This is a genomic window from Arthrobacter sp. SAFR-044 (genome assembly GCF_059414985.1).
In genome coordinates this window covers 25,488-50,810 of record NZ_JBPFDN010000017.1, presented here as the reverse complement: position 1 = coordinate 50,810, position 25,323 = coordinate 25,488, and the positions used below count along the sequence as shown (strand labels likewise).

At 66.3% G+C, this 25,323-nt stretch carries 24 protein-coding genes; 11 read left to right on the top strand and 13 right to left on the bottom strand.

Features of this window, described 5'->3' with window-relative positions; translation table 11 throughout:
• Together ACR65J_RS19535 and ACR65J_RS19530 are read right to left on the bottom strand one after the other, a co-directional pair.
• Positions 1–936 (bottom strand): carbohydrate ABC transporter permease, encoded by a 936-nt coding sequence (locus ACR65J_RS19535; RefSeq protein WP_440172179.1) that lies wholly within the window; start codon positions 934–936, stop codon positions 1–3.
• The gene (locus ACR65J_RS19530) at positions 933–2,261 is read right to left on the bottom strand and encodes an extracellular solute-binding protein (protein ID WP_440172176.1); all 1,329 of its coding nucleotides are present in this window, start codon (positions 2,259–2,261) and stop codon (positions 933–935) included. Before ACR65J_RS19530 ends, ACR65J_RS19535 begins: the two co-directional genes overlap by 4 nt.
• A gap of 237 nt (positions 2,262–2,498) precedes the next feature.
• Between ACR65J_RS19530 and ACR65J_RS19525 the strand changes: the two genes are divergently transcribed.
• Entirely contained in the window at positions 2,499–3,542 is a 1,044-nt protein-coding gene (locus tag ACR65J_RS19525) for a LacI family DNA-binding transcriptional regulator (RefSeq protein WP_440172173.1), read from the top strand.
• 93 nt (positions 3,543–3,635) lie between these two features.
• On the opposite strand, the gene ACR65J_RS19520 is transcribed toward ACR65J_RS19525, so the two are convergent.
• The 6 genes from ACR65J_RS19520 to ACR65J_RS19495 form a co-directional block, all read right to left on the bottom strand.
• On the bottom strand, positions 3,636–4,496 hold the full coding sequence (locus tag ACR65J_RS19520; RefSeq protein WP_440172171.1) for a phosphogluconate dehydrogenase C-terminal domain-containing protein: 861 nt from the start codon (positions 4,494–4,496) through the stop codon (positions 3,636–3,638).
• 1 nt (position 4,497) lies between these two features.
• Complete coding sequence (locus ACR65J_RS19515; RefSeq protein ID WP_440172168.1) at positions 4,498–5,313, bottom strand: sugar phosphate isomerase/epimerase family protein; 816 nt, start codon at positions 5,311–5,313, stop codon at positions 4,498–4,500.
• A complete protein-coding gene (locus ACR65J_RS19510; RefSeq protein ID WP_440172165.1) occupies positions 5,310–6,113 on the bottom strand; it encodes a triose-phosphate isomerase family protein in 804 nt (267 codons plus the stop codon). Before ACR65J_RS19510 ends, ACR65J_RS19515 begins: the two co-directional genes overlap by 4 nt.
• On the bottom strand, positions 6,097–6,567 hold the full coding sequence (locus ACR65J_RS19505; RefSeq protein WP_440172162.1) for a ribose-5-phosphate isomerase: 471 nt from the start codon (positions 6,565–6,567) through the stop codon (positions 6,097–6,099). The genes ACR65J_RS19510 and ACR65J_RS19505 overlap by 17 nt, the downstream gene beginning before the upstream one ends.
• Positions 6,564–8,306 carry a dihydroxyacetone kinase family protein gene (locus ACR65J_RS19500; RefSeq protein ID WP_440172159.1) on the bottom strand — a complete coding sequence of 581 codons (1,743 nt, stop codon included), beginning with the start codon at positions 8,304–8,306 and terminating at the stop codon, positions 6,564–6,566. The genes ACR65J_RS19505 and ACR65J_RS19500 overlap by 4 nt, the downstream gene beginning before the upstream one ends.
• Positions 8,307–8,405: 99 nt before the next feature.
• Entirely contained in the window at positions 8,406–9,770 is a 1,365-nt protein-coding gene (locus ACR65J_RS19495) for an MFS transporter (protein ID WP_440172158.1), read from the bottom strand.
• Between the two features lie 223 nt (positions 9,771–9,993).
• Here ACR65J_RS19495 and ACR65J_RS19490 point away from each other — a divergent pair, with 223 nt between their 5' ends.
• On the top strand, positions 9,994–10,737 hold the full coding sequence (locus ACR65J_RS19490; RefSeq protein ID WP_440172156.1) for a FadR/GntR family transcriptional regulator: 744 nt from the start codon (positions 9,994–9,996) through the stop codon (positions 10,735–10,737).
• A gap of 12 nt (positions 10,738–10,749) precedes the next feature.
• On the opposite strand, the gene ACR65J_RS19485 is transcribed toward ACR65J_RS19490, so the two are convergent.
• On the bottom strand, positions 10,750–11,859 hold the full coding sequence (locus tag ACR65J_RS19485) for a LacI family DNA-binding transcriptional regulator (protein ID WP_440172154.1): 1,110 nt from the start codon (positions 11,857–11,859) through the stop codon (positions 10,750–10,752).
• 172 nt (positions 11,860–12,031) lie between these two features.
• Between ACR65J_RS19485 and ACR65J_RS19480 the strand changes: the two genes are divergently transcribed.
• From ACR65J_RS19480 to ACR65J_RS19460, 5 genes are all read left to right on the top strand, one after another.
• Entirely contained in the window at positions 12,032–12,895 is an 864-nt protein-coding gene (locus ACR65J_RS19480) for an ABC transporter substrate-binding protein (protein ID WP_440172153.1), read from the top strand.
• Positions 12,896–12,992: 97 nt separating this feature from the next.
• The gene (locus ACR65J_RS19475) at positions 12,993–13,781 is read left to right on the top strand and encodes an amino acid ABC transporter permease (protein WP_159634867.1); all 789 of its coding nucleotides are present in this window, start codon (positions 12,993–12,995) and stop codon (positions 13,779–13,781) included.
• Positions 13,778–14,560 carry an amino acid ABC transporter ATP-binding protein gene (locus ACR65J_RS19470; protein WP_440172151.1) on the top strand — a complete coding sequence of 261 codons (783 nt, stop codon included), beginning with the start codon at positions 13,778–13,780 and terminating at the stop codon, positions 14,558–14,560. The genes ACR65J_RS19475 and ACR65J_RS19470 overlap by 4 nt, the downstream gene beginning before the upstream one ends.
• Complete coding sequence (locus ACR65J_RS19465; RefSeq protein ID WP_440172149.1) at positions 14,560–15,603, top strand: Gfo/Idh/MocA family protein; 1,044 nt, start codon at positions 14,560–14,562, stop codon at positions 15,601–15,603. The genes ACR65J_RS19470 and ACR65J_RS19465 overlap by 1 nt, the downstream gene beginning before the upstream one ends.
• 80 nt (positions 15,604–15,683) lie before the next feature.
• The gene (locus ACR65J_RS19460) at positions 15,684–16,805 is read left to right on the top strand and encodes an NAD(P)/FAD-dependent oxidoreductase (protein ID WP_440172147.1); all 1,122 of its coding nucleotides are present in this window, start codon (positions 15,684–15,686) and stop codon (positions 16,803–16,805) included.
• A 73-nt stretch (positions 16,806–16,878) separates the two neighbouring features.
• Here ACR65J_RS19460 and ACR65J_RS19455 read toward each other — a convergent pair whose 3' ends face one another.
• Positions 16,879–18,330, bottom strand: a complete 1,452-nt coding sequence (locus tag ACR65J_RS19455; RefSeq protein ID WP_440172216.1) for a SulP family inorganic anion transporter — start codon at positions 18,328–18,330, stop codon at positions 16,879–16,881.
• Between the two features lie 230 nt (positions 18,331–18,560).
• Here ACR65J_RS19455 and ACR65J_RS19450 point away from each other — a divergent pair, with 230 nt between their 5' ends.
• The gene (locus ACR65J_RS19450; RefSeq protein ID WP_440172145.1) at positions 18,561–18,962 is read left to right on the top strand and encodes a helix-turn-helix domain-containing protein; all 402 of its coding nucleotides are present in this window, start codon (positions 18,561–18,563) and stop codon (positions 18,960–18,962) included.
• 149 nt (positions 18,963–19,111) lie between these two features.
• The gene (gene mptB, locus ACR65J_RS19445) at positions 19,112–20,737 is read left to right on the top strand and encodes a polyprenol phosphomannose-dependent alpha 1,6 mannosyltransferase MptB (RefSeq protein WP_440172143.1); all 1,626 of its coding nucleotides are present in this window, start codon (positions 19,112–19,114) and stop codon (positions 20,735–20,737) included.
• Between the two features lie 25 nt (positions 20,738–20,762).
• Here mptB and ACR65J_RS19440 read toward each other — a convergent pair whose 3' ends face one another.
• Both ACR65J_RS19440 and ACR65J_RS19435 read right to left on the bottom strand, forming a co-directional pair.
• The gene (locus ACR65J_RS19440; protein WP_440172140.1) at positions 20,763–22,019 is read right to left on the bottom strand and encodes a glycosyltransferase family protein; all 1,257 of its coding nucleotides are present in this window, start codon (positions 22,017–22,019) and stop codon (positions 20,763–20,765) included.
• A 28-nt stretch (positions 22,020–22,047) separates the two neighbouring features.
• The gene (locus ACR65J_RS19435; RefSeq protein WP_440172214.1) at positions 22,048–23,337 is read right to left on the bottom strand and encodes a glycosyltransferase 87 family protein; all 1,290 of its coding nucleotides are present in this window, start codon (positions 23,335–23,337) and stop codon (positions 22,048–22,050) included.
• Between the two features lie 356 nt (positions 23,338–23,693).
• On the opposite strand from ACR65J_RS19435, the gene ACR65J_RS19430 reads away from it, so the two are divergent.
• A complete protein-coding gene (locus tag ACR65J_RS19430) occupies positions 23,694–23,897 on the top strand; it encodes a hypothetical protein (RefSeq protein WP_440172138.1) in 204 nt (67 codons plus the stop codon).
• Between the two features lie 106 nt (positions 23,898–24,003).
• Here the strand turns inward: ACR65J_RS19430 and ACR65J_RS19425 are convergent, their stop codons facing one another.
• Positions 24,004–24,264: a DUF3072 domain-containing protein gene (locus ACR65J_RS19425; RefSeq protein WP_440172136.1), complete on the bottom strand. Its 261-nt coding sequence runs from the start codon at positions 24,262–24,264 to the stop codon at positions 24,004–24,006.
• A gap of 138 nt (positions 24,265–24,402) precedes the next feature.
• On the opposite strand from ACR65J_RS19425, the gene ACR65J_RS19420 reads away from it, so the two are divergent.
• Positions 24,403–25,275, top strand: a complete 873-nt coding sequence (locus ACR65J_RS19420; RefSeq protein WP_440172134.1) for an NAD(P)-dependent oxidoreductase — start codon at positions 24,403–24,405, stop codon at positions 25,273–25,275.
• Positions 25,276–25,323 lie beyond the last annotated feature (48 nt).

Here is a 25,323-nt window from a genome sequence, read left to right as displayed (position 1 = left end):
CTACAAACCTTCCAATTGGCTGCCCTGCTTGTCCTTGCCCCCAAGGCGCTGGAGGAACAAGGCAAGTGCAAGGCCGATGATGACGAGAATGACGGCGATGACGCTGGCAGGACCCATGAGGTTGGCCCGGAAGCCCCTGAGGTACATGTCCAGGGCCAGAATCCGGGTGGAGTTTCCGGGTCCGCCGCCGGTGAGGACGAAAATCAGGTCGAAGTAGGTCAGCGAGCCCACCACCATCAGCGTGGAGGAGGTGATGATGGTGTACTTCAACTGGGGCAGGGTGATGTGGAAGAACTGCTTGATGGTTCCGGCACCGTCGATCTGGGCCGCTTCATACAGCGACTTGGGGATCTGCCGCACGCCGCCCTGGTAGATAAGCGTGTGGAACGGCACGAACTGCCAGGCGATGACGAAGATGACCAGGCCCAGGGCAAGGTGCGGAACCCCGAGCCAGTCCTGCGCCAGGAAGGGCAGGCCCAGGCCGGTTGCCAGGCCGAAGTTCGGGTCCAGCAGGGCCTTGAAGGCGATGGCGACGGCGGCCGAGGACAGCAGCAGGGGCAGGAAGTACAGCACCGCCAGGGCGGCGCGGTACCGCTGGCTTCCTGCCGTGAAGACGCCCAGCAGGAGGCTGATGGGGGTCTGGACCAGCCACGAGACGATCATGATCAGGAAGGTCAGGCCCAGGGCGTTGTACAGCCCCGGATCTGCCAACACGGAGAACCAGTTGTCCAGCCCCGCCGCCCCGATGGCACCGATTCCGTCCCAGCTGGTGAAGCTGAGGATGAGCACGCCGGCCAACGGGATGACGGCGAACACCAGGAAGAAGAACAGTGCGGGCAGTGTCAGCCAGGCCAGGGCGGCCTTGCGCTGTTCGGTCTGCCTGGATTCCTTGATCCTGGCAGTGGCCCGCGGGGCGGTGGAGATGGCGTTACTCATTTCCCGAGGGTGCCGTTCATGTTCTCGGCGAACTGCTGCGGCGTGATGGACTTCAGGAACAGCTGGTCGATGTTGTTCAGCAGGGCCTCGGCGGCGGTTGGGCTCAGTGCTTGGTCCCAGGACTGCTGGAAGTTCGGGGCGTTCTTGGCCATGTCGTAGACAAAGTTCAGGAACTCCTTGTCCTCGGACGTATTGAGCTTGTCTTCGATGCCGTTGACGATGGGCACCGAGCCGGAGTTGATGTAGGCGTCAATCACCGTCTCGGTCAGGATGCCGTCCTTGAAGAACTTCTTTGCGGATTCCTTTTCCTTGTCGCTGGCCTTGGAGGAGATGGACATGTAGGCCGCGGGGTTTCCCACGCCATTTTTCGGATCGCCCTTGCCGCCGGCAATGGTGGGGAACGGGACGAAGCCCAGTTTGCCGTTTTGGACGAAGTTCTGGCCGGCCTTCTTCATGGCACCGTAGGTCCAGGAACCGTGCAGCATCATGGCCGCCTTGCCGGAAAACAGCAGTGCCTGGTCTGCCTGCGAGTCAGCGGTAATGGAGGAGAAGCCCTTGATGAAACCGTCAGCGGAGACCAGTTCCTGGACCTTGGTGCCGGTCTCGATAACAGCCGGGTCCATCCAGGCATTGGGCTTGCCTTCGAAGATCGCCTTGAAAACCTCCGGGCCGCCAATGCGGTCCAGCAGGTACTCAAGCCACATCATCGAGGTCCAGCGCGACTGGCCGCCCAGGGAGAAGGGAGCCACACCCATGCCGTTGAAGGTCTTGACCAGGGACATGATGTCTTCCCACGACTTGGGCGGCTGGACGCCTGCCTTCTGGAACAGCTCCTTGTTGTAGAACAGGACAATCGGGGCCACGTACTGGTTGGGCAGGGCGTAGATCTTGCCGTTGATCGTGGCGGCGCCGAAGGAGGACGGGAAGAACTTCTTCTTCAGGTCCTGGTTCTGCTCAAGCCAGCTGGTCAGGTCTTCCACCTGGTTGGCCTCGGCGTAGGTCTTCAGGCCACCGCCGCCCCAGCCGTAAATGATGGTTGGCGCCTGGTTGGCGCCGATTGCGGTCTTGATCTTGGTCTTGTAGGCGTCGTTCTGGAAGTAGGTGACGTTGATCTTGTCAGCGGAGTTGGCCGAATTGAATGCATCCACCGCCTTCTGCATGGTGGTCTGGTTCGGTTCGCCGGACAGGTACCACATGCTGGCGCCTCCACCGCCGCTCGAGGCGCCCGGACCTGACGTTCCGCAGGCAGTCGTTGCGGCTACGGCAAAGGGAGTAAGGGCAGCGAGGGCGAGGAAAGAGCGCCGGGACGTCTGGGGTTGCTTCATTGCTTCTCCATTGTGAATTTGCTGTCGAGGTACGGGGCTTCAGCTCCGACGTTCGTTCGAAACATTTCGAACGGTGATATAAGTCACGCTGTAAACTAAAGCCCTAAAAATCCCTGCGGTCAAGGGATCGTAGAGGATCTTTTCCGGGCGGAAATCGGAACCCGAGCCGCGCTTGACGTTTCGAACCACCTTTCCCCAGAATTAGTGCACTCTCTATCTTCGAAAGATTGCGAACCAATGACGACCAAATTGCCTGAGCGGACCAAGCCCACGCTCGCAACCGTTGCCAGGCAGGCAGGAGTCTCGGCTCCAACTGTTTCCAAGGTGGTGAACGGCAGGGACGACGTGGCGCCCGAAACCAGGGCGCGGATTCTCGCGGTACTGGAGCAGGCGGGGTACCAGTCGCCTGTGCAGCGCCGCGCAGCCACGGAACGTGCCACCGTGGTGGAAGTGGTCATCGACGTCCTTGATTCCGCCTACACCATCCAGGTCCTGAACGGCATCCTGCAGTTCGCGGCCGGCGCCGACGTCGAAATCCTCGTGAGTGTGACCGGCCAGTCCACCGTTGGGCCGCACAGCCCCGAACGCCGTGCCCAGCGCATCCTGGAAGAGGGCAGGGCGGGAATGATCGTGGTCACCTCGGCTTTTAGCGAGGCCCAGCTGAATGCGTTCCGGCGCCGCCAGATTCCGGTGGTGGTCATCGACCCGCTCAATCCGCCTTCCGCTGACGTGGTCAGCGTCGGGGCGACGAACTGGGCCGGCGGCAAGGCGGCCGCCGAGCATCTGCTGGGGCTGGGGCACCGGCGCATCGCCTACATCGGCGGGATTGAGGGGGCTGAATGCAACCAGGCGCGGCTTCACGGTTACATGGCCGCCCTGATGGCTGCCGGCGTGCCGGTGGACCCCCGGTACATTGTCTCCGGGGGCCGGTTCCGGACCGAAAGCGGGGTCAGGGGACTCAAAGCCCTGCTCCAGCTTGATGAACTTCCCACCGCCATTTTCGCGGGAAGCGACACGATCGCCCTGGGCGTCCTGAGCGAGGCGCGGCACCACGGGATCAGGGTCCCCGAGGACATCAGCCTCATCGGGTTCGATGGCACCAACCAGGGTGAGCAGTCCGTTCCCTCCTTGAGCTCGGTTGCCCAGCCCCTCGAGGAGATGGGAAGGGCTGCCCTGCGGTCACTGCTGCGCCAGGCGCGCGGGGAAGTCCTGGACTCCCACCGGGTGGAGCTGGCCACCCACGTGATTGTCCGCGAGTCCACAGCCCCTCCAGCCGCCTGAGCGGCGGCGTGGGCAGCGCGTGGAACACAAAGCGGCGGCTGCCATCCCGTCCGAAGAGGAGCAGGGTGGCAGCCGCCGCTGTGGCGGGAAGTCCTAGCGCTTCACTGCCTCAAGCTTGAGCATCTTGGCGATGACGCCGTCCAGTTCAGAGTCGTCGAAGATCTTCTTCCAGTCGTCCTTGATGATGGTGTCCTTGCCGTACTGGATGGCGATTTCGCAGGCCTCGGAGAACGGGTTGGAGCCGCGCAGGGCGTTGGTCAGCGCGATCTGGACGTGGCCGAACAGCATGGCCTTGGCGGCTTCCTCGGGGACGCCGGCGGTGTGGACGGTCTCGTGCAGGGCCTCGTTGAGCAGGGTGCCGATCATGCAGGCAACGGTTTCCACCAGGGTGGGCTCCAGGATGGCCAGCTGCTTGACGGTGACCCAGTGGACGTCGATGACCGGGGCGTAGATGGTGCGGATTGTTGCCTCGGCAGCAGCCTTGGTGGCCTCCGGGGCGTCCGCGTCGATGGCGGCCACAACGTTCTGCGGCGCGCCCTGTCCGCCGAAGGTGTCGGCCCATTCTTCCTTGGTGGTGCGCTCCAGGAACACCGACGGGTGGCACGGGTGGGCAACTGCCTGGACGACGTCGTCGCGCTTGGCCAGCAGGCCGGCGTAGGCGGCGGCGGGGTCCAGGGTGAGGAGGATGGATCCGGCCTTCATCTGCGGGACCACGCCTTCTGACACGATGCCCAGGACGGTGTCAGGGACGGCGAGGATCACGACGTCGGCGCCCTTGACGGCGTCGTCCGTGGCGGTGATGTCGCGGCCCTCGGCGCGGACGCGCTCCTGGCCGGCGGGGGAGTTCTCGCTGTAGAAGACGGTGTGGCCGGACTTCTGGAGGTTGCGGGAAACGCGCAGCCCCATCTTGCCTCCGGCTCCGATGACGGCGACGGTCAAAGTTTCTGCTGACATTTCACTTGCTCCTTAGGAATTCGATGCTTTGCCGGGTCCACTGGTTTTCGAGCCGGATGGTTTCCGCCTCGGAGTCCTGCCAGGGCAGCCAGTGTTCGACGATTTGGTTGATGTTTCGTTCGTGCGGCCGGATCTTCCCGGCCATGTACCCGTAGTCGAGCAGGCCTTCGCCGAGCGGGGCGCCTGAGTAGGTGAACCCCACCCACCCGTCCTTGCGGCTGAAGGCAAAGTCCTTGATGTGCATGTTCAGGACGTAGGGTGCGACGGCGTCAATCACCTCACGCGGCATCTCCAGCGCCGCGACGGTGTTGGCGGGGTCGCTGCAGATCCCCAGGTACGGGCTGTCCACACCGCGGATCACGTCCAGGACGCGGGAAGTGGGGACCTGTTCGTAGGTTTCCACCGCGATCTTCACCCCCGCGGCCTCGAAATCGGGCAGCACCTCCTTGAAGATGGCCACTGCTTCCTCCGTGGTGGGGGTGTGGCCCGGGGTGTTGAACATGGTCCGCAGTATTGGGCTGCCGAGGATCCCGGCGATGTGCAGGAACTTCCGCAGGTGCTCGGGGCGGATGCCCTTGGTGCCCAGCTCAAGGCTGATCCCCAGGGAGTCCGCGGTGGCACGCACGGCGGCCAGGCCGGCGTCGTCCATCTCCTCCAGCGGCGCGTAATCGCAGATCTGGAACAGGTCCACGCCCAGCTCCGCCGTCCGCTCCAGGGCGTCATGGATGCTCAGCGGCTCAGCGACCTTGTCCGAGAGCTGCCAGAAGTACGCGTAGCTGCTCAGTCCGATTCTGCTCTGGCCAATCCTGCTGCTCATGCCGCCACCCCCACCTTGGCCAGTCGGGCCGCTGTCTCGTCCAGGATGGTCTTCAGCGCCTTCGGGTCGTGGGCGAAGCGGCCCAGGAACAAGCCGGCGACGTCGGGATCCAGCTGGGTGATCAGGCCCGGACCGGCGCTGCCGCCGTAGATCACCCGGCTGTTCTCCTGGCCCGGCAGGCCGCGCAGGTGCGCGTCCAGCCCCGTGATGACGGCGCTGATGTACTCCGGTGTGGCAGGCTCAGGGGCGCCGATGGCCCACTGCGGCTCGTAGGCCACGATGGTCCGGCCGGCCGGCCCAAGGGACTGGGCACGGTTGAGGACGCCGTCGATCTCTGCCGAACACCGCGCAATGGCTTCCTCCACCGAACCCTGCTGCAGCTCCCCGACGCACAACACCGGAGTAAGGCCGTTGCGGTAGGCGGCTGCGGTCTTCAGGCCGATGATCGCGTCATCCTCGCCGAAGATCCGGCGCCTTTCGGCGTGGCCCACCTCGGCGTACCGTCCGCCAAGCTCCGCAACGGTTTTGCCGCCGACTTCTCCGGTGAAGGCGCCCTCGTCTTCCCAGAAGATGTCCTGTGCTCCGGTGGCTGCCCCGGCGGGGCCGAGGATCCGCGCCGCTTCGGGCAGGGCCGGGAGGACGGGCAGGACAAACAGCTCGATGTCGCCGCTCTGCACCGCCGGGTGGGCGAAGGCGATGGCGGCGACGTCGCGGCAGTAGTCCACCGAGCGGGCGTAGCCGAAGTACATTTTCAGGCTGACGCCGATGATGGCTTGGGGGTTTTTAGCAGGAAGTGACACCCTCGTAGTCCTTAATCAGGGCGACCTTCTCCGCCGAGGCGGAGGTTTCGTCGAACGTGTAGGTGAGCCATTCCTTCGCCAGGCGGCGCGCGAGTTCCAGGCCCACGACGCGCTGGCCGAAGGTGAGGACCTGGGCGTTGTTGGACAGGACGGCCCGCTCAACGGAGAAGGAATCGTGCGCGGTGACGGCGCGGACTCCGGGGACCTTGTTCGCAGCGATCGCGACACCGAGGCCGGTGCCGCAGACCAGGAGGGCGCGGTCGGCCTTGCCGGCGGCGATGAGTTCGGCGGCGGCGATGGCCACGGAGGGGTAGGGGGTGTGGCTGGTGGGGTCCACCCCGATGTCGGTCACGGATTCGACCAGTTCGGAGGCTTCCAGGTCGGCCTTGAGGGCTTCCTTGTAGTCGAAACCGGCGTCGTCGGCTCCAATGACCAGGCGCAGTTTGGTGCTCATGCGTTCTCCTTGATGGTGGTGTTCTGGCTGAGGGTGTTGTGGATGGCCCGGACGATCAGGGCCATGGAGACGGCGCCGGCGTCGGGGGTGCCTAGGCTTTTTTCGGCGTGCGGCCGGGCGCGGCCCATGAGGGGCAGCAGGTTGGCGGTGTCCTCGGCGGCCTGCTGGGCGGAGCTGGCGGCAGCATCCCACGCGTCGGCCAGCGGCTTGCCGCTGTTGGCACCGGCGGTGAGGGCGTCGCGGAAGGGGACCAGTACGTCCACCAGGGTCTTGTCGCCCACCTTGGCCTTGCCGAAGTCCATGATCGCGGCGGCGGCTCCGGCGACTCCGTTGGCGACAGCACCGGCGTCGGGGGCTTTGCTGTCACCCACTGCGTCACCGACGGCGCGCAGGGCCATGCCCCAGAGCGCACCGGATGTGCCGCCGGCCTTGTCAGCCCAGGCATCGGCGGCAAAGTACAGGGTGGTGGCAGCGCCGGCACCGCGCGCGACGGCGGCTGCGGCGGCTTCCACGGCGGCTCGGACGCCGCGCTCCATGCCGATGCCGTGGTCGCCGTCGCCGGCGACCGCATCGATCCGGCCCAGTTCGGCGGCGTTGGCGTCCACTACATCCTTGGCGGCGCCAAGCGCCGCGAGGACCCGGGCGGCGCCGGCACGGGATTCAGCGGTTGCCTCCGGGATGGAAATGTCGACGTCGTCGGCCTCGCCCGCCGTCTCCTCCAGGGCCTCGGCCGTGACGGCGCCGCGGCGGAAGGCCGGAGCGTCGGCGGGGGCGTTCCAGAGGGTCTCGAGTTCGTCGTCGAGCCAGAAGAGGGTGAGGGAGGTGCCGGCCATGTCGAAGCTGGTGACCAGTTCGCCCACCTGCGGGTCCACTGCCTGCAGGCCTGCCTCGGCCAGGAGCTGGGCCACGCGGCGGTACACCACGAAGAGCTCTTCGTACTTCACGCTGCCCAGGCCGTTGAGGATGGGGACCACACGGGCTCCCGTAGCGTCCACGCCGTCGGGCACTTCGGTGAGGAGCTTGCCTACAAGGAGTTCGGCGAGCTGATCCGCCGTCGGAATGCCTGTTTCCTCGATGCCTGGCTCACCGTGGATGCCCATGCCTACCGCCATCCGGCCTTCCGGGACGGTGAACAGCGGCGTGTCTGCGCCCGGGAGGGTGCAGCCGGTGAAGGCGACGCCGAAGGAGCGGGTGCGGTGGTTGGCGCGTTCGGCGATCTCCAGCACCTGGTCCATCGCGTAGCCTGCTTCCGCGGCGGCGGCCGCCACCTTGAACACGGTCAGGTCTCCGGCGATGCCGCGGCGCTTGGTGTGCTCTTCGATCGGGGCGGAAGAGACGTCGTCCGTGACGGCGATGCTGCGGCAGTCGATGCCTTCCCTGCGGAGCTTTTCCTGGGCCTGGGTGAAGTGCAGGACGTCGCCGGCGTAGTTGCCGTATCCGAGCAGCACGCCGGCGCCGTTGTTGGCGGCCTTGGCCACGTTGTAAACCTGCTGGGCCGACGGCGATGCGAAGAGGTTGCCCATGGCGGCGCCGTGAGCCAGTCCCTGGCCCACCAGGCCGGCGAAGGCCGGGTAGTGGCCGGAGCCGCCGCCAATAACCAGTGCCACCGTGTCCGGGGTGCTCTTGGTGTTGCGGACAACGCCGCCGGAAACGCGCTTTACCCAGCGTCCGTGGGAGGCGACGAAGCCTTCGATCATTTCGTCAGCGAAGGCTGACGGTTCGTTGAACAGGCGGGTCATGGGAAAAGCTCCTGGGCCTAGCTGGGGAAGGGTCTGGGGCAGTGGTTGGTGTGGGGGCGCCTTCGGGAAAGGAAGGCGCCCCCGGATCTTTCGGCTGCTTTAGGGTTCTGCGTGCTGCCCGGCGCCGGCGGGATCAAGTGCCTCGGCGCGGACGCCCTCGGTTACGCGGCCGGAACGGCTGAGCGTCACCATCAGGACGGCGGACAGGAGCATGAAGCCGCCCACCACGAACATCGGCACGGTGTAGTCGCCGGTCCAGTCCTTGAGCCAGCCGGTGATGTAGCCGGCGCTGAAGCCCGCCAGGTTGCCCACCGTGTTGATCAGGGCGATGCCGGCTGCGGCGGCGGCGCCGGTCAGGAACTGGGTGGGGACCGTCCAGAAGTTGGGCAGCGCGGCGAAGATGGCCATTGCCGTGATGGTGATGACGGCGATGGTGGCTGCCGGGGAGCCGGCGAACAGGGCCAGCGGGATGCTCAGGCCGCCCACCAGGGCCGGTACTGCGATGTGCCAGGTCTTGACGCCGCGCTTGGTGGCGTCCTTGGACCAGAAGTACAGGGCGATGGCTGCCGGCAGGTACGGGATGGCCGTGATCAGGCCCTTCTGGAAGACGTCGAACTTGGTGCCGTAGATGCCTTCGAAGCCGGAGATGATGGTCGGCAGGAAGAAGCCCAGGGCGTAGAGGCCATAGATGAAGCCGAAGTAGATCAGGGAGAGCATCCAGACGCGGCCGTTGCCGAAGACAGTGCGGACGCTGGCATGCTTGTTGCCCGCGGCCGTTTCGTTCTTTTCCTTCTCCAGCGCACCGGTCAGCCAGGTCTTTTCCTCAGCGGTGAGCCACTTGGCCTTGGCAGGGGAGTCGGCCAGGTAGAACCAGGAAACGATGCCGATAAGGATGGCGGGGATGGCAACGCCGAGGAACATCACGCGCCAGCCTTCGAGGCCGAAGAGGCCGTGCTGCTGGATGAGGATGCCTGCCAGCGGGGCGCCGATGACAGTGGTCAGCGGCTGGGCCAGGTAGAACAGGGCCAGGATCTTGCTGCGGTGCCGGGCGGGAACCCAGAGGCTCAGGAAAAGGATCGCGCCGGGGAAGAAGCCGGCTTCGGCCACGCCCAGGATGAAGCGCAGGATGTAAAGCTGTTCAACGTTGGCCACCCAGGTGAAGAGTAGGGAGACGATGCCCCAGCTGACCATGATGCGGGCCAGCCAGCGGCGGGCGCCGAACTTGTGCAGTGCCAGGTTGGAGGGAATCTCCAGCAGGATGTAGCCGATGAAGAAGACGCCGGAGGCGAAGCCGAACTGGGCGGCGTTCAGGGCCAGGTCCTTGTTCATGCCGTTGGGGCCGGCGAAAGAGATGGCGGTGCGGTCGAGGTAGTTGATGAAGAACATCAGCGCGACGAACGGGACAAGCCTGATCGCCACTTTCCTGATTGCGGATTTTTCGACCACCGATTGTGTGGTGTCCACATTGACTCCTAGGTGTTGGTGTCCCGGCCGCATCCGTCACTGGAGGCGTGGGGCTGTCTCATGTGCACGCGGGCTTGGGGTTCCGCGGCGGATGAAGCTGTGAGTTCCACCATAGGACTCTAAACGTAATTGGTCAACCGGTTGACTTGTTGTTTTTCCACCGACTGCCGCTGCCCCCTGTTGGCTCGGCTGCACGACGCCAGGCAGTTGTTACGCTTGGGAGGTGTCCGTAGAATCCGCCGCCGCAACGGCCAAGATCAGCGCCGCCCTCGGTTCCGTTGGGCAGGGCTCGGTGGTGTCGGAAGTGGCAGAACGCTTGCTCGCGTTCTTTACCAGCGGCGATATCGCGCCAGGCACCAGGCTTCCGGCTGAGCGGACGCTCGCGGCCTCACTCGGCGTGGGCCGTTCCGCGGTGCGCGAGGCGCTCGCGGCCCTGGAAATCCTGGGCATCGTTGTGGTCCGCCCCGGCTCCGGCACCTACCTTCGCGACGGCGTCTCCGAGCTCTTGCCGCGCACGCTCAGCTGGGGCCTGATGCTTGGAGCACCCCGCACGCGTGAGTTGGTTGAGCTACGCAGCGGGCTGGAAGTACAGGCTGCCCAGCTGGCCGCAGAGCGCATCACGGACGAGGCGCTTGAGCGCATGAAGGGGAACCTCGACACAATGGCGGGCACCCTGGATGACCTTGCGGCTTTCGTGGAGGCTGACGCCTCCTTCCACCGCGAGATTGCTGCAGCTTCCGGAAACCAGGTCCTCCAGGAGCTACTGCAAAGCATCCGTTCACTGCTGCGGATCTGGGTGGACCGGGCCCTCACGGACGAAGGGCATGCTGCTGCTGCACTGAAGGAGCACACCAAAATCTACGAGGCCCTGGTTGCCCGGAATGCCGGGGCCGTGACGGCGACCATGAGCTCCCACATGAAGACAGCATCCCGGCGACTGCTCGCGGGATTCGACGCCGCCCAGTAGGAGCCCGGGGCGTCAGGCGGGCTTTCCCGCCAGCTGTTCGCGGCCGGGTTTCCCGGTAGCGGCCCGGCACGGTCCCACTGACCCCCGCCGCACCAGGGTTGCCGTGAACTGCGCGGGAGCGGCAGGTGGGAGCCCCTCCATTTGCCGGATCAGCGCCTTCGCTGCCGCTACTCCCATGTTGTAGACGGGCTGGGCGATGACTGTGAGGGGCGGGGCTGTAAGCCTGGTCCACGCAAAGTCGTCGTACATCAGGAATGAAACATCCGCCGGTATGGACAGGCCCAGTTCCTGGATCGCTTCCACAACGCTGAGGGCGATGAGGCCGTCGGACGCCACTACGGCCGTGGCCCGGTCCGGCCCCCTGAGCACTTCCCGGGTAATGCTGCGGATTGAGTCTTCATCGCCCGCGTTCAACCGGACCAGATCCTCCGGAAAAGCCAGCCCGGACTCCAGGAAGGCCTCCCGCATGCCTTCGATACGGTCGGCGATCTGGGAGGACTCCAGCTTCACCCCGGGGGTGTACGGGGCATTAGTCCTCAACGTGGAAATGAAGGCGATCCGGCGGTGGCCCGCATCCAGCAGGTACCGCGTAGCCTCGCGCGAAATCCGCGCCATGTCCACGGCCATGGTCTCAACCGGCATGTCCCCGGCAGTGCGGTCGATGAAGACCATGGGTCGGCCGGACCGGTGCACCTCCTGGAGATGTCCGGTGTCCACCGATGACGCAGGAGCGACGATCAGCCCGTCCACGCGCTTGTCCAGCAGCACCCGGACGGCGTCCACTTCCGCCTCGCGGTCCTCGTCAGTATTGACCAGGATGACGTTGTAGCCGGCCTTCTTCGCCGTGTCCGTGATGCCCCGGGTTGCAAGTCCGAAGTGGGGGTTTTCGATGTCACCCACCACCACGCCGATGGTGTGCGATTTACCCGTGTTCATGCTCCGCGCAAGCTCATTGGGCCGGTAGGAGAGGGCCTCCGCTGCGGCCAGGACACGCTCGCGGACGTCGTCGCTGACGGCGCCGTAATTGCCCAACGCGCGGGCGGCCTGGGCCTTGGAGACCTGGGCTGCCTTTGCGACGTCCGCAACGGTGACGTCCCGCCGCCGTGCTCCTTCAGCGCTCATCTTCACCTTTCGAAGGGCTGTTGACGCCCCCTGTGACTTCCGCTACATTTCTATCCATCGATGTGAGTCCGGTCTCAATCCTAGGGTGTGAGACCGGACTCAACAAGAGCATCGGCGACTTTCTTCGGCGGCCCTGACAGCACCGCCTCCCTCCCAACGATTGGACAACGCTGTGAAGAAAAAGAACCTCCGCCCGGCCGGAATCGCCGCCGCAGCACTGGCTGCGGTCCTGGCGCTCTCCGGCTGCAGCTCCACCTCCGCCGCTTCCACCACAGAGAACAACCCCTACGGACTGATCCAGCCGGGCACCATCCGCGTGGCCAGCCTGGGGGACTCCAAGCCGTACACCTTCGCCGACGCGTCGGGTAATTTCACCGGCTTCGACGTCGAACTGTTCAAGGATGTGGCCCACCGGGCCGGTGTGGACAACGTCGTCTTCACCGGCCAGGACTTCTCCGGCCTCCTTGCCGCAGTGGCCAACGGGCAGTTCGACGCCGGTGTGGCCGCGATCGGCATCACGGACAAGCGGAAGGAAACCGTGGACTTCTCGGACGGCTACCTGGCCGGTTACCTGACGGTGATCACCACCAAGACGTCGGGCATCTCAAGCGCTGAGGGCCTGGCCGGCAAGCGCCTGGGCGTGGTCCAGGGAACCCTGCAGGAAGCGTACGCCGTCAAGAACTTCACCTCGGCAAGCCTGGTCCGCTTCCCGGATAACAACACCGCCATCGCGGCCGTGAACAGCGGCAGCGTGGACGCCCACTTCCTGGATTACGAGGCAGCGAAGGCCTACGAGGACCAGCACGGCCTGGTCAGCGCCGCGGACATCCCGTCCTTCGACGCTCCGGCTGGGTTCGCCGTCGCCAAGGGCAAGACCGCCTTCAAGGAAGCCTTGAACAAGGGCCTGGCTGCCGCCATGGAGGACGGCACCTGGAAGAAGCTCTACCAGAAGTGGTTCCCGGGTTCCCCGATGCCTAAGCAGTACCTGCCGAAGGCCGAACAGGCCGCCTCCGCCTCACCGGCACCGAGCAAGTAGCCCGCGCGCACCAGCCCTCCAGCTTCACGGCCGGGGCGGGCCCCGCTGGCCGCGGCCCGCCCCGGCACCTCCACCCAATCTACGTCTGAGAGCAACCATGGACTGGTTCAACACCATCATCCGTACTTTCTTCGACTTCGGCGCTATGGCCGAGGTCCTGCCCCAACTGTTGGCGGTCGGCCTGCTGAACACGCTGATCATCTCCATCGCCGCAACCGTCCTTGGCACGGTGCTGGGGATGGTGGTGGCCGTCATGGGCATCTCACCCTCGAAATGGCTGCGGGTTCCGGCCCGGATCTACACGGACCTTTTCCGGGGCCTGCCGGCCATCCTGACCATCCTGCTGATCGGCCAGGGCTTCGCCCGGCTCAGCCAGTCGATCTTCGGGCCGTCCCCGTACCCGCTGGGCATCATCGCGCTGAGCCTGATCGCCAGCGCCTACATCGGGGAGATCTTCCGCGCCGGCATCCTCAGCGTGGACAAGGGCCAAGGCGAGGCCTGCCGCGCCTTGGGCATGAGTTACGCCAAGTCCATGGCCCTGGTGGTGGTGCCCCAGGGTGTACGCCGGGTGCTTCCGGCCCTGGTGAACCAGTTCATTGCGATCGTCAAGGATTCATCCCTGGTGTACTTCCTGGGCCTGCTGGTCACCGAACGCGAACTCTTCCGCGTGGGCCAGGACGCCGCCGTGCTCTCCGGCAACCTCTCACCCCTGGTCGCGGCGGGCCTGTTCTACCTGGTAATCACCGTCCCGCTGACCCACCTGGTAAACCACTTCGACAACAAGTTCCGCACCGGACGCCGCCGCGCCGCCCCGCCCACCAGCGGGCTGAAGGAAGTCAAGGAACTCGACGCGGCCTCGCCGCTCACCACCGGGAGCAACACATGAACACCCCCACCAAAAACACCGCCACAGCAGGGCCCATGGAGGCCAGGACGTTCCACGGCTCCAGCCTGGAACTTCGCAACGTCACCATGGCCTACGGCGACATCGACGTCCTGCGCAACGTCAGCCTGACGGTTGCCCCAGGAACCACCACCTGCATCATCGGTCCCTCCGGCTCCGGCAAATCCACCCTCCTGCGGGGTATCAACCGCCTCCACGAACCCAAAAGCGGGGACGTGCTGCTCGCCGGCGACAGCACCCTGGGCACCAACCCGGACACCCTGCGCACCCGCATCGGCATGGTGTTCCAGCACTTCAACCTCTTCCCGGACCACACCGCGGAAGAAAACGTGGCCCTGGCACTCTGGAGCGTCAAGGGTATGCCCAAAGCCCAGGCCATGGCCACAGCCCGCCAACGCCTGGCCGAAGTAGGCCTTGCCGAACGCGCTGACCACCGCCCCCGCGACCTTTCCGGGGGCCAGCAGCAGCGCGTGGCCATCGCCCGCGCCCTGGCCATGGAACCCGAAGTCATGCTTTTCGACGAAGCAACCAGCGCCCTGGACCCCGAGCTGGTCAAGGGCGTCCTGAACCTCATGGCGGGCCTGGGCCGCCGCGGCATGACCATGCTGGTGGTCACCCACGAAATGGGCTTCGCCCGCAAAGTCGCCGACCAGGTGGTCTTCATGGACGAAGGCGAAGTCGTCGAAGCAGGAACCCCCACCCAACTCTTCGACAACCCCCGCAGCGAACGCCTCCAACGGTTCCTCTCCGAGGTGCTCTGATGGGTACGGTTGCCACTGCGCCCGTCCGGACCGCCGTCGTCGGCTTTGGGATCTCCGGAAAGGTCTTCCACGCGCCGCTGATCGCGGCCAACCCGGATTTCTCGCTTGACGTGATCGTAACGGCCCAGCCCGGGCGCGCGGCCGAGGCGGCACGCCTCTACCCACGGGCACGGATCGTTGGAACTCCGGAAGAGCTTTTCGCCCTGTCCGCGGACCTGGACCTGGTCATCCTGGGCACCCCGCCCCACACCCACTTCGGACTGGCCGCGACGGCCATCGCCCATGGCCTGCACGTGGTGGTGGACAAGCCGTTCGTGCCGACGTCCGCCTTGGGTGAGGAACTGCTCAGCAGGGCGGACGACGGCGGGGTGCGGCTCACGGTGTTCCAGAACCGCCGGTGGGATGCGGACTTCCTGACCCTCCGGAAAGTCCTGGCTTCCGGAGCGCTGGGGCAGGTGACCAGCTTCGAGTCACGGTTCGAGTGGTGGCGGCCGGAAGGGTTTGGGAACTGGCGGGACACCGTGTCCCTCTCCGAGGGCGGCGGCATCCTGCACGACCTGGGAGCCCACCTGATCGACCAGGCCATACAGTTGTTCGGCCCGGTGGAACGGAGCTACGGCGAGACGGCCAACCGCGGGCCGCACCCGGACGCTGCCGACACCGAAGCGTTCGTGTCACTGCTGCACGCCTCCGGAGTCCGCTCCCGGCTGTGGATGAACGGCATGGCCGCCCAGGCGGGCGCCCGCTTCCACGTCCTCGGCTCCGAGGCCGGGTACACCAAGTGGGGTCTTGACGGCCAGGAACCTGCCCTGGCGGCGGGGATGCCGCCGTCGGATCCGGGCTACGGACGTGACCCCCAGGAGTCTTGGGGGCTCCTGGGAGTCGACGGCGCAACGTCCCCCGTTCCTGCCGAACGCGGCGCCTACCCGCAGTTCTACGTGCAGCTCGCCGCCGCCCTCCGCGGGGAGGGGCCGCTGCCCGTCGATCCCGCCGATCCGCTTGAAGTACTCAAGGTTATCGAGGGCATCCACGCCCTGGCCTGAACGTCCCGGGCCCCGGCGCTTTTCCTTTGACGCTCCGTTAGCGTCCGCCACAACCACGAATTCCACAGAAAGGGACACCAATGTCCTCTGCTCCAGCCACCAAGCGCGTTGCCATCATCGGCGGCGGCATCCTGGGCGTCTCCACCGCCGTGCACCTGCTCCGCGAAGGCGCCTCGGTGATTCTGCTGACCGAGCGCGGCCTGGCCAGCGAAGCCAGTGGCCGGTCGCTGTCCTGGCTGAACTCCGCCGGTGAACGGTCCACTCCGTACCACCAGCTCCGGGTCGCAGGCGTTGACCGCTACCGCACCCTCTTCGCTTCCGACCCCAGCCGTGAGTGGCTCCAGTTCGGCGGCGGCCTCATGTGGAACGCCGCGGGACAGAGTGAGGCTACAGAGGCCCGGCACGCCTACGAGAAGTCCATCGGCTACGACTCCAAGCTCGTCGCCCCGGAGGAAATCGCCTCCGTCACCCCCGGGATCGACTCGGCCGCCGTGCCCGACAATGCCATCTTCAACCCCGGCGAAGGATGGGTGAGCCTGCCGGACCTGATCGACTTCCTGATGGAGGAGTTCCACTCCCGCGGCGGGGAACTTGTCCTCAACGCCGGCAAGGCCTCCGTCATGCTGGAGGGCGGCCGCACCACCGGCGTGGAGACGGCGTCGGGCGGAACCTACCCGGCCGACGCGGTCCTGGTGGCCTGCGGCGCAGCAACACCCGCCGTCGTCGAACCCATGGGCATTCGCATCCCCAACGGTTCGCCCGTGTCCATGCTGGTGGTGACCAAGCAGGTTCCGCACGACGTCACCGCCGTGATGAACACCCCCCGCGCCGCGCTCCGGCCCAACCCCGGCGGCACTTTCGCCCTGGACCACGACTGGTACGAGGAACACATCACCGAGCACGCGGACGGCTCCTTCACCATTCCGGAAGAAGTGGTGCAGGAACTGGCTGATGAAGCGTCCAGGCTGGTTGCCGGCAACCCGGAACTCAAGCCGGCCTCCTGGAAGATCGGCTACAAGCCGATCCCCGGCGACGGCGAACCCGTCCTGGGTGAACTGGGCCAGGTGCCAGGCTGCTTCGTTGCCTTCACGCACTCCGGTGCCACCCTGGGCCTCATCGCCGGTGAACTTCTTGCCGGCGAAATCCTGACCGGCCGGAAGCACCCCATGCTGGCAACGTTCCGGCCGGGGCGCTTCTCCTAGTTCTTAAGCAGAGAGTACTTATGCCATGAGGCGGGGCCGTGTTGCGGCCCCGCCTCATTGCGAAGGGCGCCGCTCAGGCGCCCAGATGCCCGGTAAGGCGGCGGTGGAAGCCGGTGCTGCGCTCATCGAGGCCTTCAATGGCCACCGTGGCGCCGTGGTGCCCGTACTTGGTCTCGATTGAGTCCAGGGCGGCCACCGTCGACGCGTCCCAGATTTGGGCCCGGCTGAGGTCGATGGTCACCGAGGCGGGGTCGTCGGCGTACGCGAAATGCTCCACCAGGTCGTTGCTGCTGCCGAAGAACAGCGGCCCCACCACCTCGTAACGCACGCTCCCGCCGTCGTCCGCCAGGGTCCGCTCGACGGTGATGACGTGCGCCACCCGGCGGGCGAACAGCACCATCGCAAGGATGACGCCCACCAGGACGCCGTAGGCCAGGTTGCCGGTGAAGACCACGACGGCGACCGTGACGCCCATGACGATCGTCTCCGGCAGGGGCATCCTTTTCAGGGTGGACGGCCTGACGCTGTGCCAGTCCACCGTGGTGACGGCCACGACCATCATCACCGCGGCAAGAGCCACCATGGGGATCTGTCCCATGATTGGGCTGAGCCCGGTCACCAGGGCCAGCAGGAACACCCCGGCAACGACTGTCGAGATGCGGGTGCGCGCCTGGCCCGTCTTCACGTTGAGGACGGTCTGGCCGATCATGGCGCAGCCCGCGATGCCCCCGTAGAACCCGGCGAGGATGTTCGAGACGCCCAGGCCCCAGGACTCGCGGCCTTTGTGCGAGGGGGTCTCGGTGATGTCATCGACCAGTTTCGCCGTGAGGAGGGTTTCCATGAGGCCGACGAACGCCACGCTCAGCGCCGTGGGCAGGACCAGTTTGAAGGTCTCGACGTCAAGGGGCACCTGGAAGGGGGTGAACCCGGGCATCTGGCCCGTGAGGGGACCCTCGTCGGCGACGTTCGGAACAGCGAGGCCCGCAATGATGGCGATCGCCGTGACGACGACGATGGCCACCAGCGGCGACGGGACCACCTTGGTGAAGCGCGGAAGGATGAAGATGATGGCCAGCGTCACGGCGAACAGGACGTAGGCGAGCCAGGGAACATTGAGGACATGGGGCACCTGCGCCATGAAGATCAGCACACCGAGGGCGTTGACGAACCCGATCATCACCGACCGCGGGATGAACCGCATCAGGCGTGCAAGTCCGGCCAGGCCAAAGACCACCTGGATCACGCCGGCAAGCAGCACCGCGGGCAGGACGTACTGGACGCCGTGCTCGTGGACCAGCGGGGCAATGACCAGGGCCACGGAGCCGGCGGCGGCAGTGACCACGCCTGGGCGGCCGCCCAGGATGGACATCGCCAGGGCAAGCACGATGGAGGCGACAAGGCTGACCATCGGATCCACCCCGGCCACGATCGAGAACGAAATGACCTCCGGGACCAGGGCGAGCGTGGTGACCATGCCGGCGAGGACTTCGCGGGTCAGCTGCCGCGGAGAGCGCAGGGCGGCCATAACATTGTTCTGTTGCCGGGTGGGGCGGGTGCTATCGGCGACGGCCAAGGAGCGGCTCCTGGGACTTGGCTCTCGTGGAAGAGCGGGTGGGAATCGTTTTGCGCGCCACAGTGCGCGCGGGCCCAGCCCTGTCATGGAAGACAATTGGGGTGGAGAGAAAGGCGCCGGGGACTGCCGGCTGCCTATGCAACACTACCCTAACGTGAGGGTTGAGCCGGATTGGTGACGTGATGGTGAAAGAGATGACCGCTGAAGAAGTAGTGGCGACGATGCATATCGGCGAACTCGCTGACCGTTCACAGATGTCGCTGCGGACCATCCGCCACTACGACGAGGTGGGCCTGCTCAAGCCGTCCGGCCGCACCGAAGGGGGATTCCGCCTTTACACCGAACGCGACTTCACGCGCCTGCTGCTGATCCGCAGGATGAAGCCGCTGGGGTTCACGCTCGAAGCCATGTCCGGCCTCCTGAAGGTTATCGACGCACTGGAGGCGGCTGGACCCGGCCAGGATGTTACGGCCATCCGGTCCGAGTTGAACGGTTTCATTGAAGAGGCAGCGAAGCGCCGTGCCAAGCTGGAGGAACAACTCGGAATGGCCGACGAGTTCCTGGCACTGCTGCGCGCACAGTAGGGAAACATGGTGCCGTTGCCAAACTGTGCCTTGCCGCCCGGACATGGCCCAGGGGCGGCAGTAAGCACGGCTGATAAAATGACCGGGTTGCAGGGTGGCCCATAGGCCGGTGCAACCAATGCCGTAACAAAGTAGGGGACCACACAATCATGACGGCAGGCGGGTCACACCTCGAGACGTCGGAAAGCCGGCCGGGCAAGCCGGTCGACGCCTCCGCGCCCGCCAGGGGCCGGGCCTACCTCGCCACTATCGAAGGTTTCGTCGGCGCCCTCATGATGTTTGTCGGCTCCATCGGCACGGGCTGGATTGCCAACGGCTCACCCATGATCCGGCAGCCGGTGGTGATTGCGCTCCGCACCGAAGGCTGGGGTGTGGCGGTATCCACGGTGCTGCTGACGGCGGGCGCCATGCTCCTGATGCGCTCCTGGCTGAGGCTGGGCCAGCGGCTGGGGGACTGGGGCAAGTCCTCGCTCCGGTCCGTGGTGGTGGCCGTCTCCGCCTGGTCCCTGCCGCTGCTGTTTTGCGTCCCGGTCTTTTCCCGCGACGTCTACGCATACACGGGCCAGGGCCGCCTGGTGCAGGAGGGCCAGAACCCCTATGAGGTGGGCATTTCCACGCTCAACAACTGGTTTTCGCTGGGCGCCGACCCCGCCTGGGCCGAGAACAGGACCCCCTACGGACCGTACTTCCTGTGGCTGGCACGTGCCGTGGTGGGACTGACGGGTGCCCAGCCGGACGCGTCAGTCCTGCTCTTCAGGCTCCTGGCCGGCGTCGGCGTCCTGCTATGCGTTATCTACGTGCCCAAACTGGCCGAACTGCACGGCATCAACGGGGCCAGGGCCCTGTGGATCTCCGTGGCCAACCCGCTGTTCCTCATCAGCTTTATCGCCAGCGCCCACAACGACGCACTCATGGTGGGACTCGCCGTCGCCGGTGTCTACCTGGCCGCCACCCGCCGCTACGTGCTGGGCATCCTCCTGGTCACCGCCTCCATCGGCATCAAGCCCATCACGGTACTGCTGCTGCCGTTCATCGGCGTCATGTGGGCGGGCCCCTCGGCCTCCTGGCCGCGCAAGTTCCTCATGTGGGGAGCGACGGCAGGCATCAGCTTTGGCGTGCTGGCCCTCAGCGGCATCCCGTACAACCTGGGCATCGGCTGGACCTGGGCCATCATGGACCCCACCCCCGGCTACACGGGGTACTCGCCGTCGGGCTTCCTGGGCCAGCAGGTGGAGATGCTCGCCAACGCCCTGGGCCTGCCCGGGGGAACGCTGGCCACCTGGCTGCGGACGGCCATGAAGTGGGGCGCCATCGCCTTGGTCCTGCTGCTGATGTTCCGCGGCGACTACTCCCGTGCGGTGCGCCGGATGGCCCTGGCGTTCACCGCCGTCGTGATGCTTTCACCCATCATCCAGCCCTGGTACATCCTGTGGTTCCTGCCCTTCCTGGCGGTCACCGGCATCCGGGACGACTGGCAGATCCGCTCGCTCTACGTGGGCGTGACGTTCTTCGTGGTGTTTGGCGCCCAGGACCAGCTCTCGGTCTGGTCCTTCGTTGAACTGCCCATCGACGCGTCCTCCCTGGCCTTTTTCACCGCCCTCGCGTTCACGTTCTACCTGCTGGTGCTGGACGTACACACCCGGAAACTCCTCATCGAGGGCAAGCCGCTGGACCTGGCGCGCCGCGCCTGGCAGTGGACCGTGGAACGGCGGGCGGCACGCCGCGCTGCGGCACCCGAGGCGCCCGCCGCCGTCGACCGGTCCGAACGCCGCTAACCGGACGCGCCGGCGCCCCAAGCAGCTAGGCTTGCGCAGTCAACCGCGTGGACGTCTTCCGGCCCAGCTCGGCCGTGCGCTTCACCGACCACCACAGCAGAACCACCAGGAGCAGGTTGCGGGTGGTGAGGATGGCCGCCATGACCGGATGGGCGTGGATCAGCGGCGTGTAGAACAGCGGGTAGATCACGAACGTCGTCATCGCGATGCCCATCAGCAGGGCCGCCGGGACCTTCCAGCGCTCCCAGTCGTGCGTCAGGCCGGCGATGATCACCGGAGCCAGCCAGATGATGAACTGCGGCGAACCCACCTTGTTGAAGACGATGAACGCGGTGACCATCATGAGCGAGCCCTCGAGGAACAGTTCCTCCCGCTCGGCGCCGCGCCGCATGGCCCGCACCAAGAGGATGGCCGCGGTGACGGCGGCGAGGACCAGCAGCGGCTGCATCAGGAACGCCGCGGTACTGGCGCCCGGGCCGTAGACCTCGGTGGAGTTGATGGCCGTGTTGTCCGCCATCTTGGACCCGGCGATGTGGAACACGCTCAGCCAGACCCAGGGCGTGGAGAACGTGGCCTCGAGCTGCATGCCGCGCTCGCCCTGGTTCAACAGGAAGTCCATGATGTGCGGCAGGCCGCCGGTCAGCCAGGTCCCCAGGCCAACGGCGGCGGTCACGGTGGCGCCGGCGAGCACCACCGGGATGCGTTTGTGGCTGGCGATGACAATGGGCACCAGTACCGCTGCAGGCCACACCTTGATCCAGGTGGCAATGCTGAGCAGGGTGCCTGCCACCACCGGCCGTTCCGCCGCGTAGAGCAGCGCGATCAGCACGATCGGGGCGGTGATGCCTTCCACCCTGGCGAAGCTCAGGTAGCCCATGAAGACGGTGAAGAACAGCCACCACCAGGCCGGGGCCACGCCCGTCACCTTCCGTGGACCACGGGTCAGGTAGAGCAGGCCGACGGTGTTGAGCGCTGTGATGATCAGGAACCAGACCAGCAGGTAGAGGCTTGGTCCCGCGATGTTGGCGAGGAAGATGGGGATCTGCGCCAGCACCGGGTAGACCCACGGGCTGATCTTCCCGGTCAGGTCCTGCGGGTTGTACCCGGCCGTGGCCCACTGCCGGTACTGCTCGGTGTCGCTGAAGGTGTCGCCGTTCAGGAAGAAGGACGCCATCCAGCCCAGGAAGTACAAATGGACGACGGCGAAGCCCCACCACACGCTGGACGGGCGGGCGAACCAGTCCACCACCTTGGCCGGCAGGACTTTGCTGCGGACCGTCACCAAACGGTCAAAGAACCTCGTGGAAATCTCAGGTCTCCTTGAGCGCGGGGGCGGGTGCGGCGGTCTTCTTGCCCAGCGAGTACAGGCGCCGGACGCTCCACAGGAACAGGACCACCAGCAGGACGTTGCGGATGGTCAGCACCAGCGCCATCCACGGGTTGTTGTGGCTGAGGGCGTCGTAGAAGAGGGGGTAGATGAAGTAGGTGGCGACGGCGATGGCGATCAGCATCAGTGCCGGGACGCGCCATTCGCGCCAGCTGTGCGCCAGGCCGACGGCAACCGCCGGTCCGAGCCACACCATGAACTGGGGCGACCCTACCTTGTTGAACACCACGAAAGCGGCGGCCAGGGCGAGGGCGCCGGCCAGGAGCAGCTCGGTCCGGTCCACGCCTCCGGCCACCCTGTGCTGCTTGCCGTTGTGCAGGGCCCAGAATGCCAGGCCAGCCACCAGCAGGGCGGCCAGGACCAGGAGCGGCTGCATCAGCACGGACATGGTGGCGGTGCCCGGGCCGTCCACCTGCATGGAGTTGATGTCCGTGTTCATGTACATGCGGGAGCCGCCCACGTTCAGGACGGAAAGCCAGAGCCACGGTGTGGTGAAGGTAGCCTCGAGCTGCATGCCGCGGTCGCCCTGCTGGGTGAGGAAGTTCAGGAGCTTGGGGACGCTGCCAAGGGCTGCCGCCAGCGCAACGACGCCCGCCGTCGTCGCGATTCCTGCAAGCACCACCAGCAGGCGGTTCTTGACGACGGCGAAGAGGGCCAGCATGATGGCCGCCGGCCAGACCTTCACCCAGGTGCCGATGGCCAGCAGGACCGAGGCGATAAACGGACGCTGGACGCCGTACGCCAGGGCCACGAGGACCAGCGGGGCGGTGAGGCCGTCAACGCGGGCGAATCCCAGCCAGCCCATGAGGAAGGTAAAGGCGAGCCACCACCAGCCGGCAGGGATGGCGTCCGCGATGCGGCCGCGTCCGGTGAGTTTCAGCAGCGCCCAGCCGTTGAGGAGCGTTGTCATGAGGACCCAGAGGAAGAAGAACGGACCCGGGCCTGCGAGCCCCGCAATGGCCATGGGGATCAACGCCAGGATGGGGTAGACCCAAGGGCTGGGGCCGCCCCGGAGGTTCGCGTCGTTGAAGCCTGCCATGGCCCAGTCGCGGTAGATGAAGGTGTCGCTGAACGCCTCGCCGCGCAGGGAGAGCGAAGCCGCGAAGACCAGGAAGACCAAGTGGACCACAATGAATCCGCCCAGCAGCCCGCGCCCGGAGTTTAGTCCGCTCCTTACGGGGGCGGGGAGGATGACGTTGCGGATCCTGGTCAGATTGCCGAAGAGAGCGTCGGTGGAAATGGCGGAATCCTTGTCAGGTCGTTGCACAGCCGGCGGTGGCGCAATAATGGCTCGGGTGGGCCGCGGGGCGGGTTTAACAGGCAGATGGAAGCCCCGAAAACCGGCTCCCACTCCCTTTCAACTCTAATTGACGGCGCCCTGCGGCCAGTAATTGTCAGGACAAATGGTGGTGTCCAAGGCGCTGACCTGCGTCATTTATCTAAAGTTGCTGGCACATTTTTGCTCGGGCACCATGGGTCGAGGTACGAAAGTGCCAACCGCCTAAGCAGCCAGGGGGAGCGCTGGGCGGCGCATGCCCACCCGCCCCCTGAAAGACACAGGCAATATCCATGAACTTCCCCCTGACCCTCACCGTCTCCGACCGCCACAGCATGGACACCGAGCTCGACGCCGCCGTCGCAGCGGCCAAGGCCCACGCACTCATGGGCCGCCGCCACGGCATCCTGGTGACCCGGCATGGCGCCGACAAGTTCACGGTGGACCTCAGCGACACCGTCCCCTTCGGCCTTACCCGCGAACACCAGGCCTGGTAGGGCCCTTTAGCACGCGCCTGGCCTGGCCGGGCCCCCCGAACGTAGCGTGCCCCTGACGGCGGTGCCTTTGGCGCCGCCGTCACCGCCGGCGTCGCCCCTTTACCGCCTAACTGCCGGCGCTGCTGTCCCCGTCGCCGCCCACGCGGTTGCTGCGCTGCTGCAGCCGGTCGATGTGCTTGGACGCCTCCGCCTTGCTCAGGTCTGCGGGAAGCTCCTCGCCCGCCTCGCGTGCGAGGGTATCGAGGTAGCTGCGCTGGGCCGCCGTCATGGGTTCATCGCCGGTCACCCAGTCTTCCGGGTCCCTGTTGAGGCCTGCGTTCGGTTCCGGTTCCGGGCTGCCGATGGTTTCCTGGTTGCTGTCGCTCATGGGTACGAGTCTAGGTCGGGGCGCCGACATTCCGGTGGAGCGTGCGTGCCGGGATGCCATGGCTTGAATAAATCGGGGAATCCTGGAGACGTTGAGTAGGTAGACGCCAGACCTCAACGCAGCCGGGAGAATGACTCAATGGATACCAAGCTCAAAGTCGCAGTGCTCGGAACGGGAACCATGGGAGCGGCCATGGCCCGGAACCTCCTGCGGGCCGGCCATGACGTCTCGGTGTGGAACCGGGATGCGGCCAAAACCGAACCCCTGGGCGCTGAAGGCGCCAGGCGCGCCGCCAATCCGGCCGAGGCAGTTGAGGCGGCCGACGTGGTCCTGACCATGCTCTACGACGCGGCCGCGGTGGAAGACGTCGTCCGGGCCGCCACCCCTGGCTTCCGGCCCGGCACGGCCTGGGTCCAGTCCACCACCGTGGGTGTGCAGGACGCGCCATCTTTGGCCAAACTGGCCGCGGAACTCGGCCTGGACCTGGTGGAGGCGCCCGTGTCCGGCACCCGCGCCCCCGCTGAAGCCGGCCAGCTCCTGGTGCTGGCCGCCGGGCCTGAGCCTGTGCGCCGGCGGGTGGCGCCGGTCCTGGATGCCATCGGCGCCCGAACCATCTGGACGGGGCAGGACCCCGCCCAAGGGTCCGCCACCCGGCTGAAACTCGTGGTGAACAGCTGGGTCATTGCCGCCTCCAACGCCGCCGGCGAGGTGGTTGCCCTGGCTGAGGCGCTCGGCGTCGATCCGCAGCAGTTCCTCAGCGTGATCGACGGCGGCGGCCTGGACCTTCCCTACCTGCGGACCAAGATGGGCCTCATCATGGACGGCGGCCTTGAACCGGCTTCCTTCGCCGTGGACACCGCCTGCAAGGACGCACACCTGATCGTCGATGCCGCCGCTGAGCAGGGCGTGAAGCTCGACGGCGCCGAAGCGTTCGCCGCCAGGCTGGACCGGGTGGCAGAACAGGGCCGCGCCAAGCAGGACATGGCTGCGGCGTACTTCGCGAGCCGGTAGCAGGCACCGCCCAGACGCTGCTGTCCTGCGCCGGATAGCGCTTGCCCA

Coding starts and splice junctions, on each gene's coding strand:
- ACR65J_RS19535 (WP_440172179.1), bottom strand. CDS start 936: ATGAGTAACGCCATCTCCACCGCCCCGCGGGCCACTGCCAGGATCAAG.
- ACR65J_RS19530 (WP_440172176.1), bottom strand. CDS start 2,261: ATGAAGCAACCCCAGACGTCCCGGCGCTCTTTCCTCGCCCTCGCTGCC.
- ACR65J_RS19525 (WP_440172173.1), top strand. CDS start 2,499: ATGACGACCAAATTGCCTGAGCGGACCAAGCCCACGCTCGCAACCGTT.
- ACR65J_RS19520 (WP_440172171.1), bottom strand. CDS start 4,496: ATGTCAGCAGAAACTTTGACCGTCGCCGTCATCGGAGCCGGAGGCAAG.
- ACR65J_RS19515 (WP_440172168.1), bottom strand. CDS start 5,313: ATGAGCAGCAGGATTGGCCAGAGCAGAATCGGACTGAGCAGCTACGCG.
- ACR65J_RS19505 (WP_440172162.1), bottom strand. CDS start 6,567: ATGAGCACCAAACTGCGCCTGGTCATTGGAGCCGACGACGCCGGTTTC.
- ACR65J_RS19500 (WP_440172159.1), bottom strand. CDS start 8,306: ATGACCCGCCTGTTCAACGAACCGTCAGCCTTCGCTGACGAAATGATC.
- ACR65J_RS19485 (WP_440172154.1), bottom strand. CDS start 11,859: ATGAGCGCTGAAGGAGCACGGCGGCGGGACGTCACCGTTGCGGACGTC.
- ACR65J_RS19475 (WP_159634867.1), top strand. CDS start 12,993: ATGGACTGGTTCAACACCATCATCCGTACTTTCTTCGACTTCGGCGCT.
- ACR65J_RS19470 (WP_440172151.1), top strand. CDS start 13,778: ATGAACACCCCCACCAAAAACACCGCCACAGCAGGGCCCATGGAGGCC.
- ACR65J_RS19465 (WP_440172149.1), top strand. CDS start 14,560: ATGGGTACGGTTGCCACTGCGCCCGTCCGGACCGCCGTCGTCGGCTTT.
- ACR65J_RS19460 (WP_440172147.1), top strand. CDS start 15,684: ATGTCCTCTGCTCCAGCCACCAAGCGCGTTGCCATCATCGGCGGCGGC.
- ACR65J_RS19455 (WP_440172216.1), bottom strand. CDS start 18,330: ATGGCCGCCCTGCGCTCTCCGCGGCAGCTGACCCGCGAAGTCCTCGCC.
- ACR65J_RS19450 (WP_440172145.1), top strand. CDS start 18,561: ATGGTGAAAGAGATGACCGCTGAAGAAGTAGTGGCGACGATGCATATC.
- mptB (WP_440172143.1), top strand. CDS start 19,112: ATGACGGCAGGCGGGTCACACCTCGAGACGTCGGAAAGCCGGCCGGGC.
- ACR65J_RS19430 (WP_440172138.1), top strand. CDS start 23,694: ATGAACTTCCCCCTGACCCTCACCGTCTCCGACCGCCACAGCATGGAC.
- ACR65J_RS19425 (WP_440172136.1), bottom strand. CDS start 24,264: ATGAGCGACAGCAACCAGGAAACCATCGGCAGCCCGGAACCGGAACCG.
- ACR65J_RS19420 (WP_440172134.1), top strand. CDS start 24,403: ATGGATACCAAGCTCAAAGTCGCAGTGCTCGGAACGGGAACCATGGGA.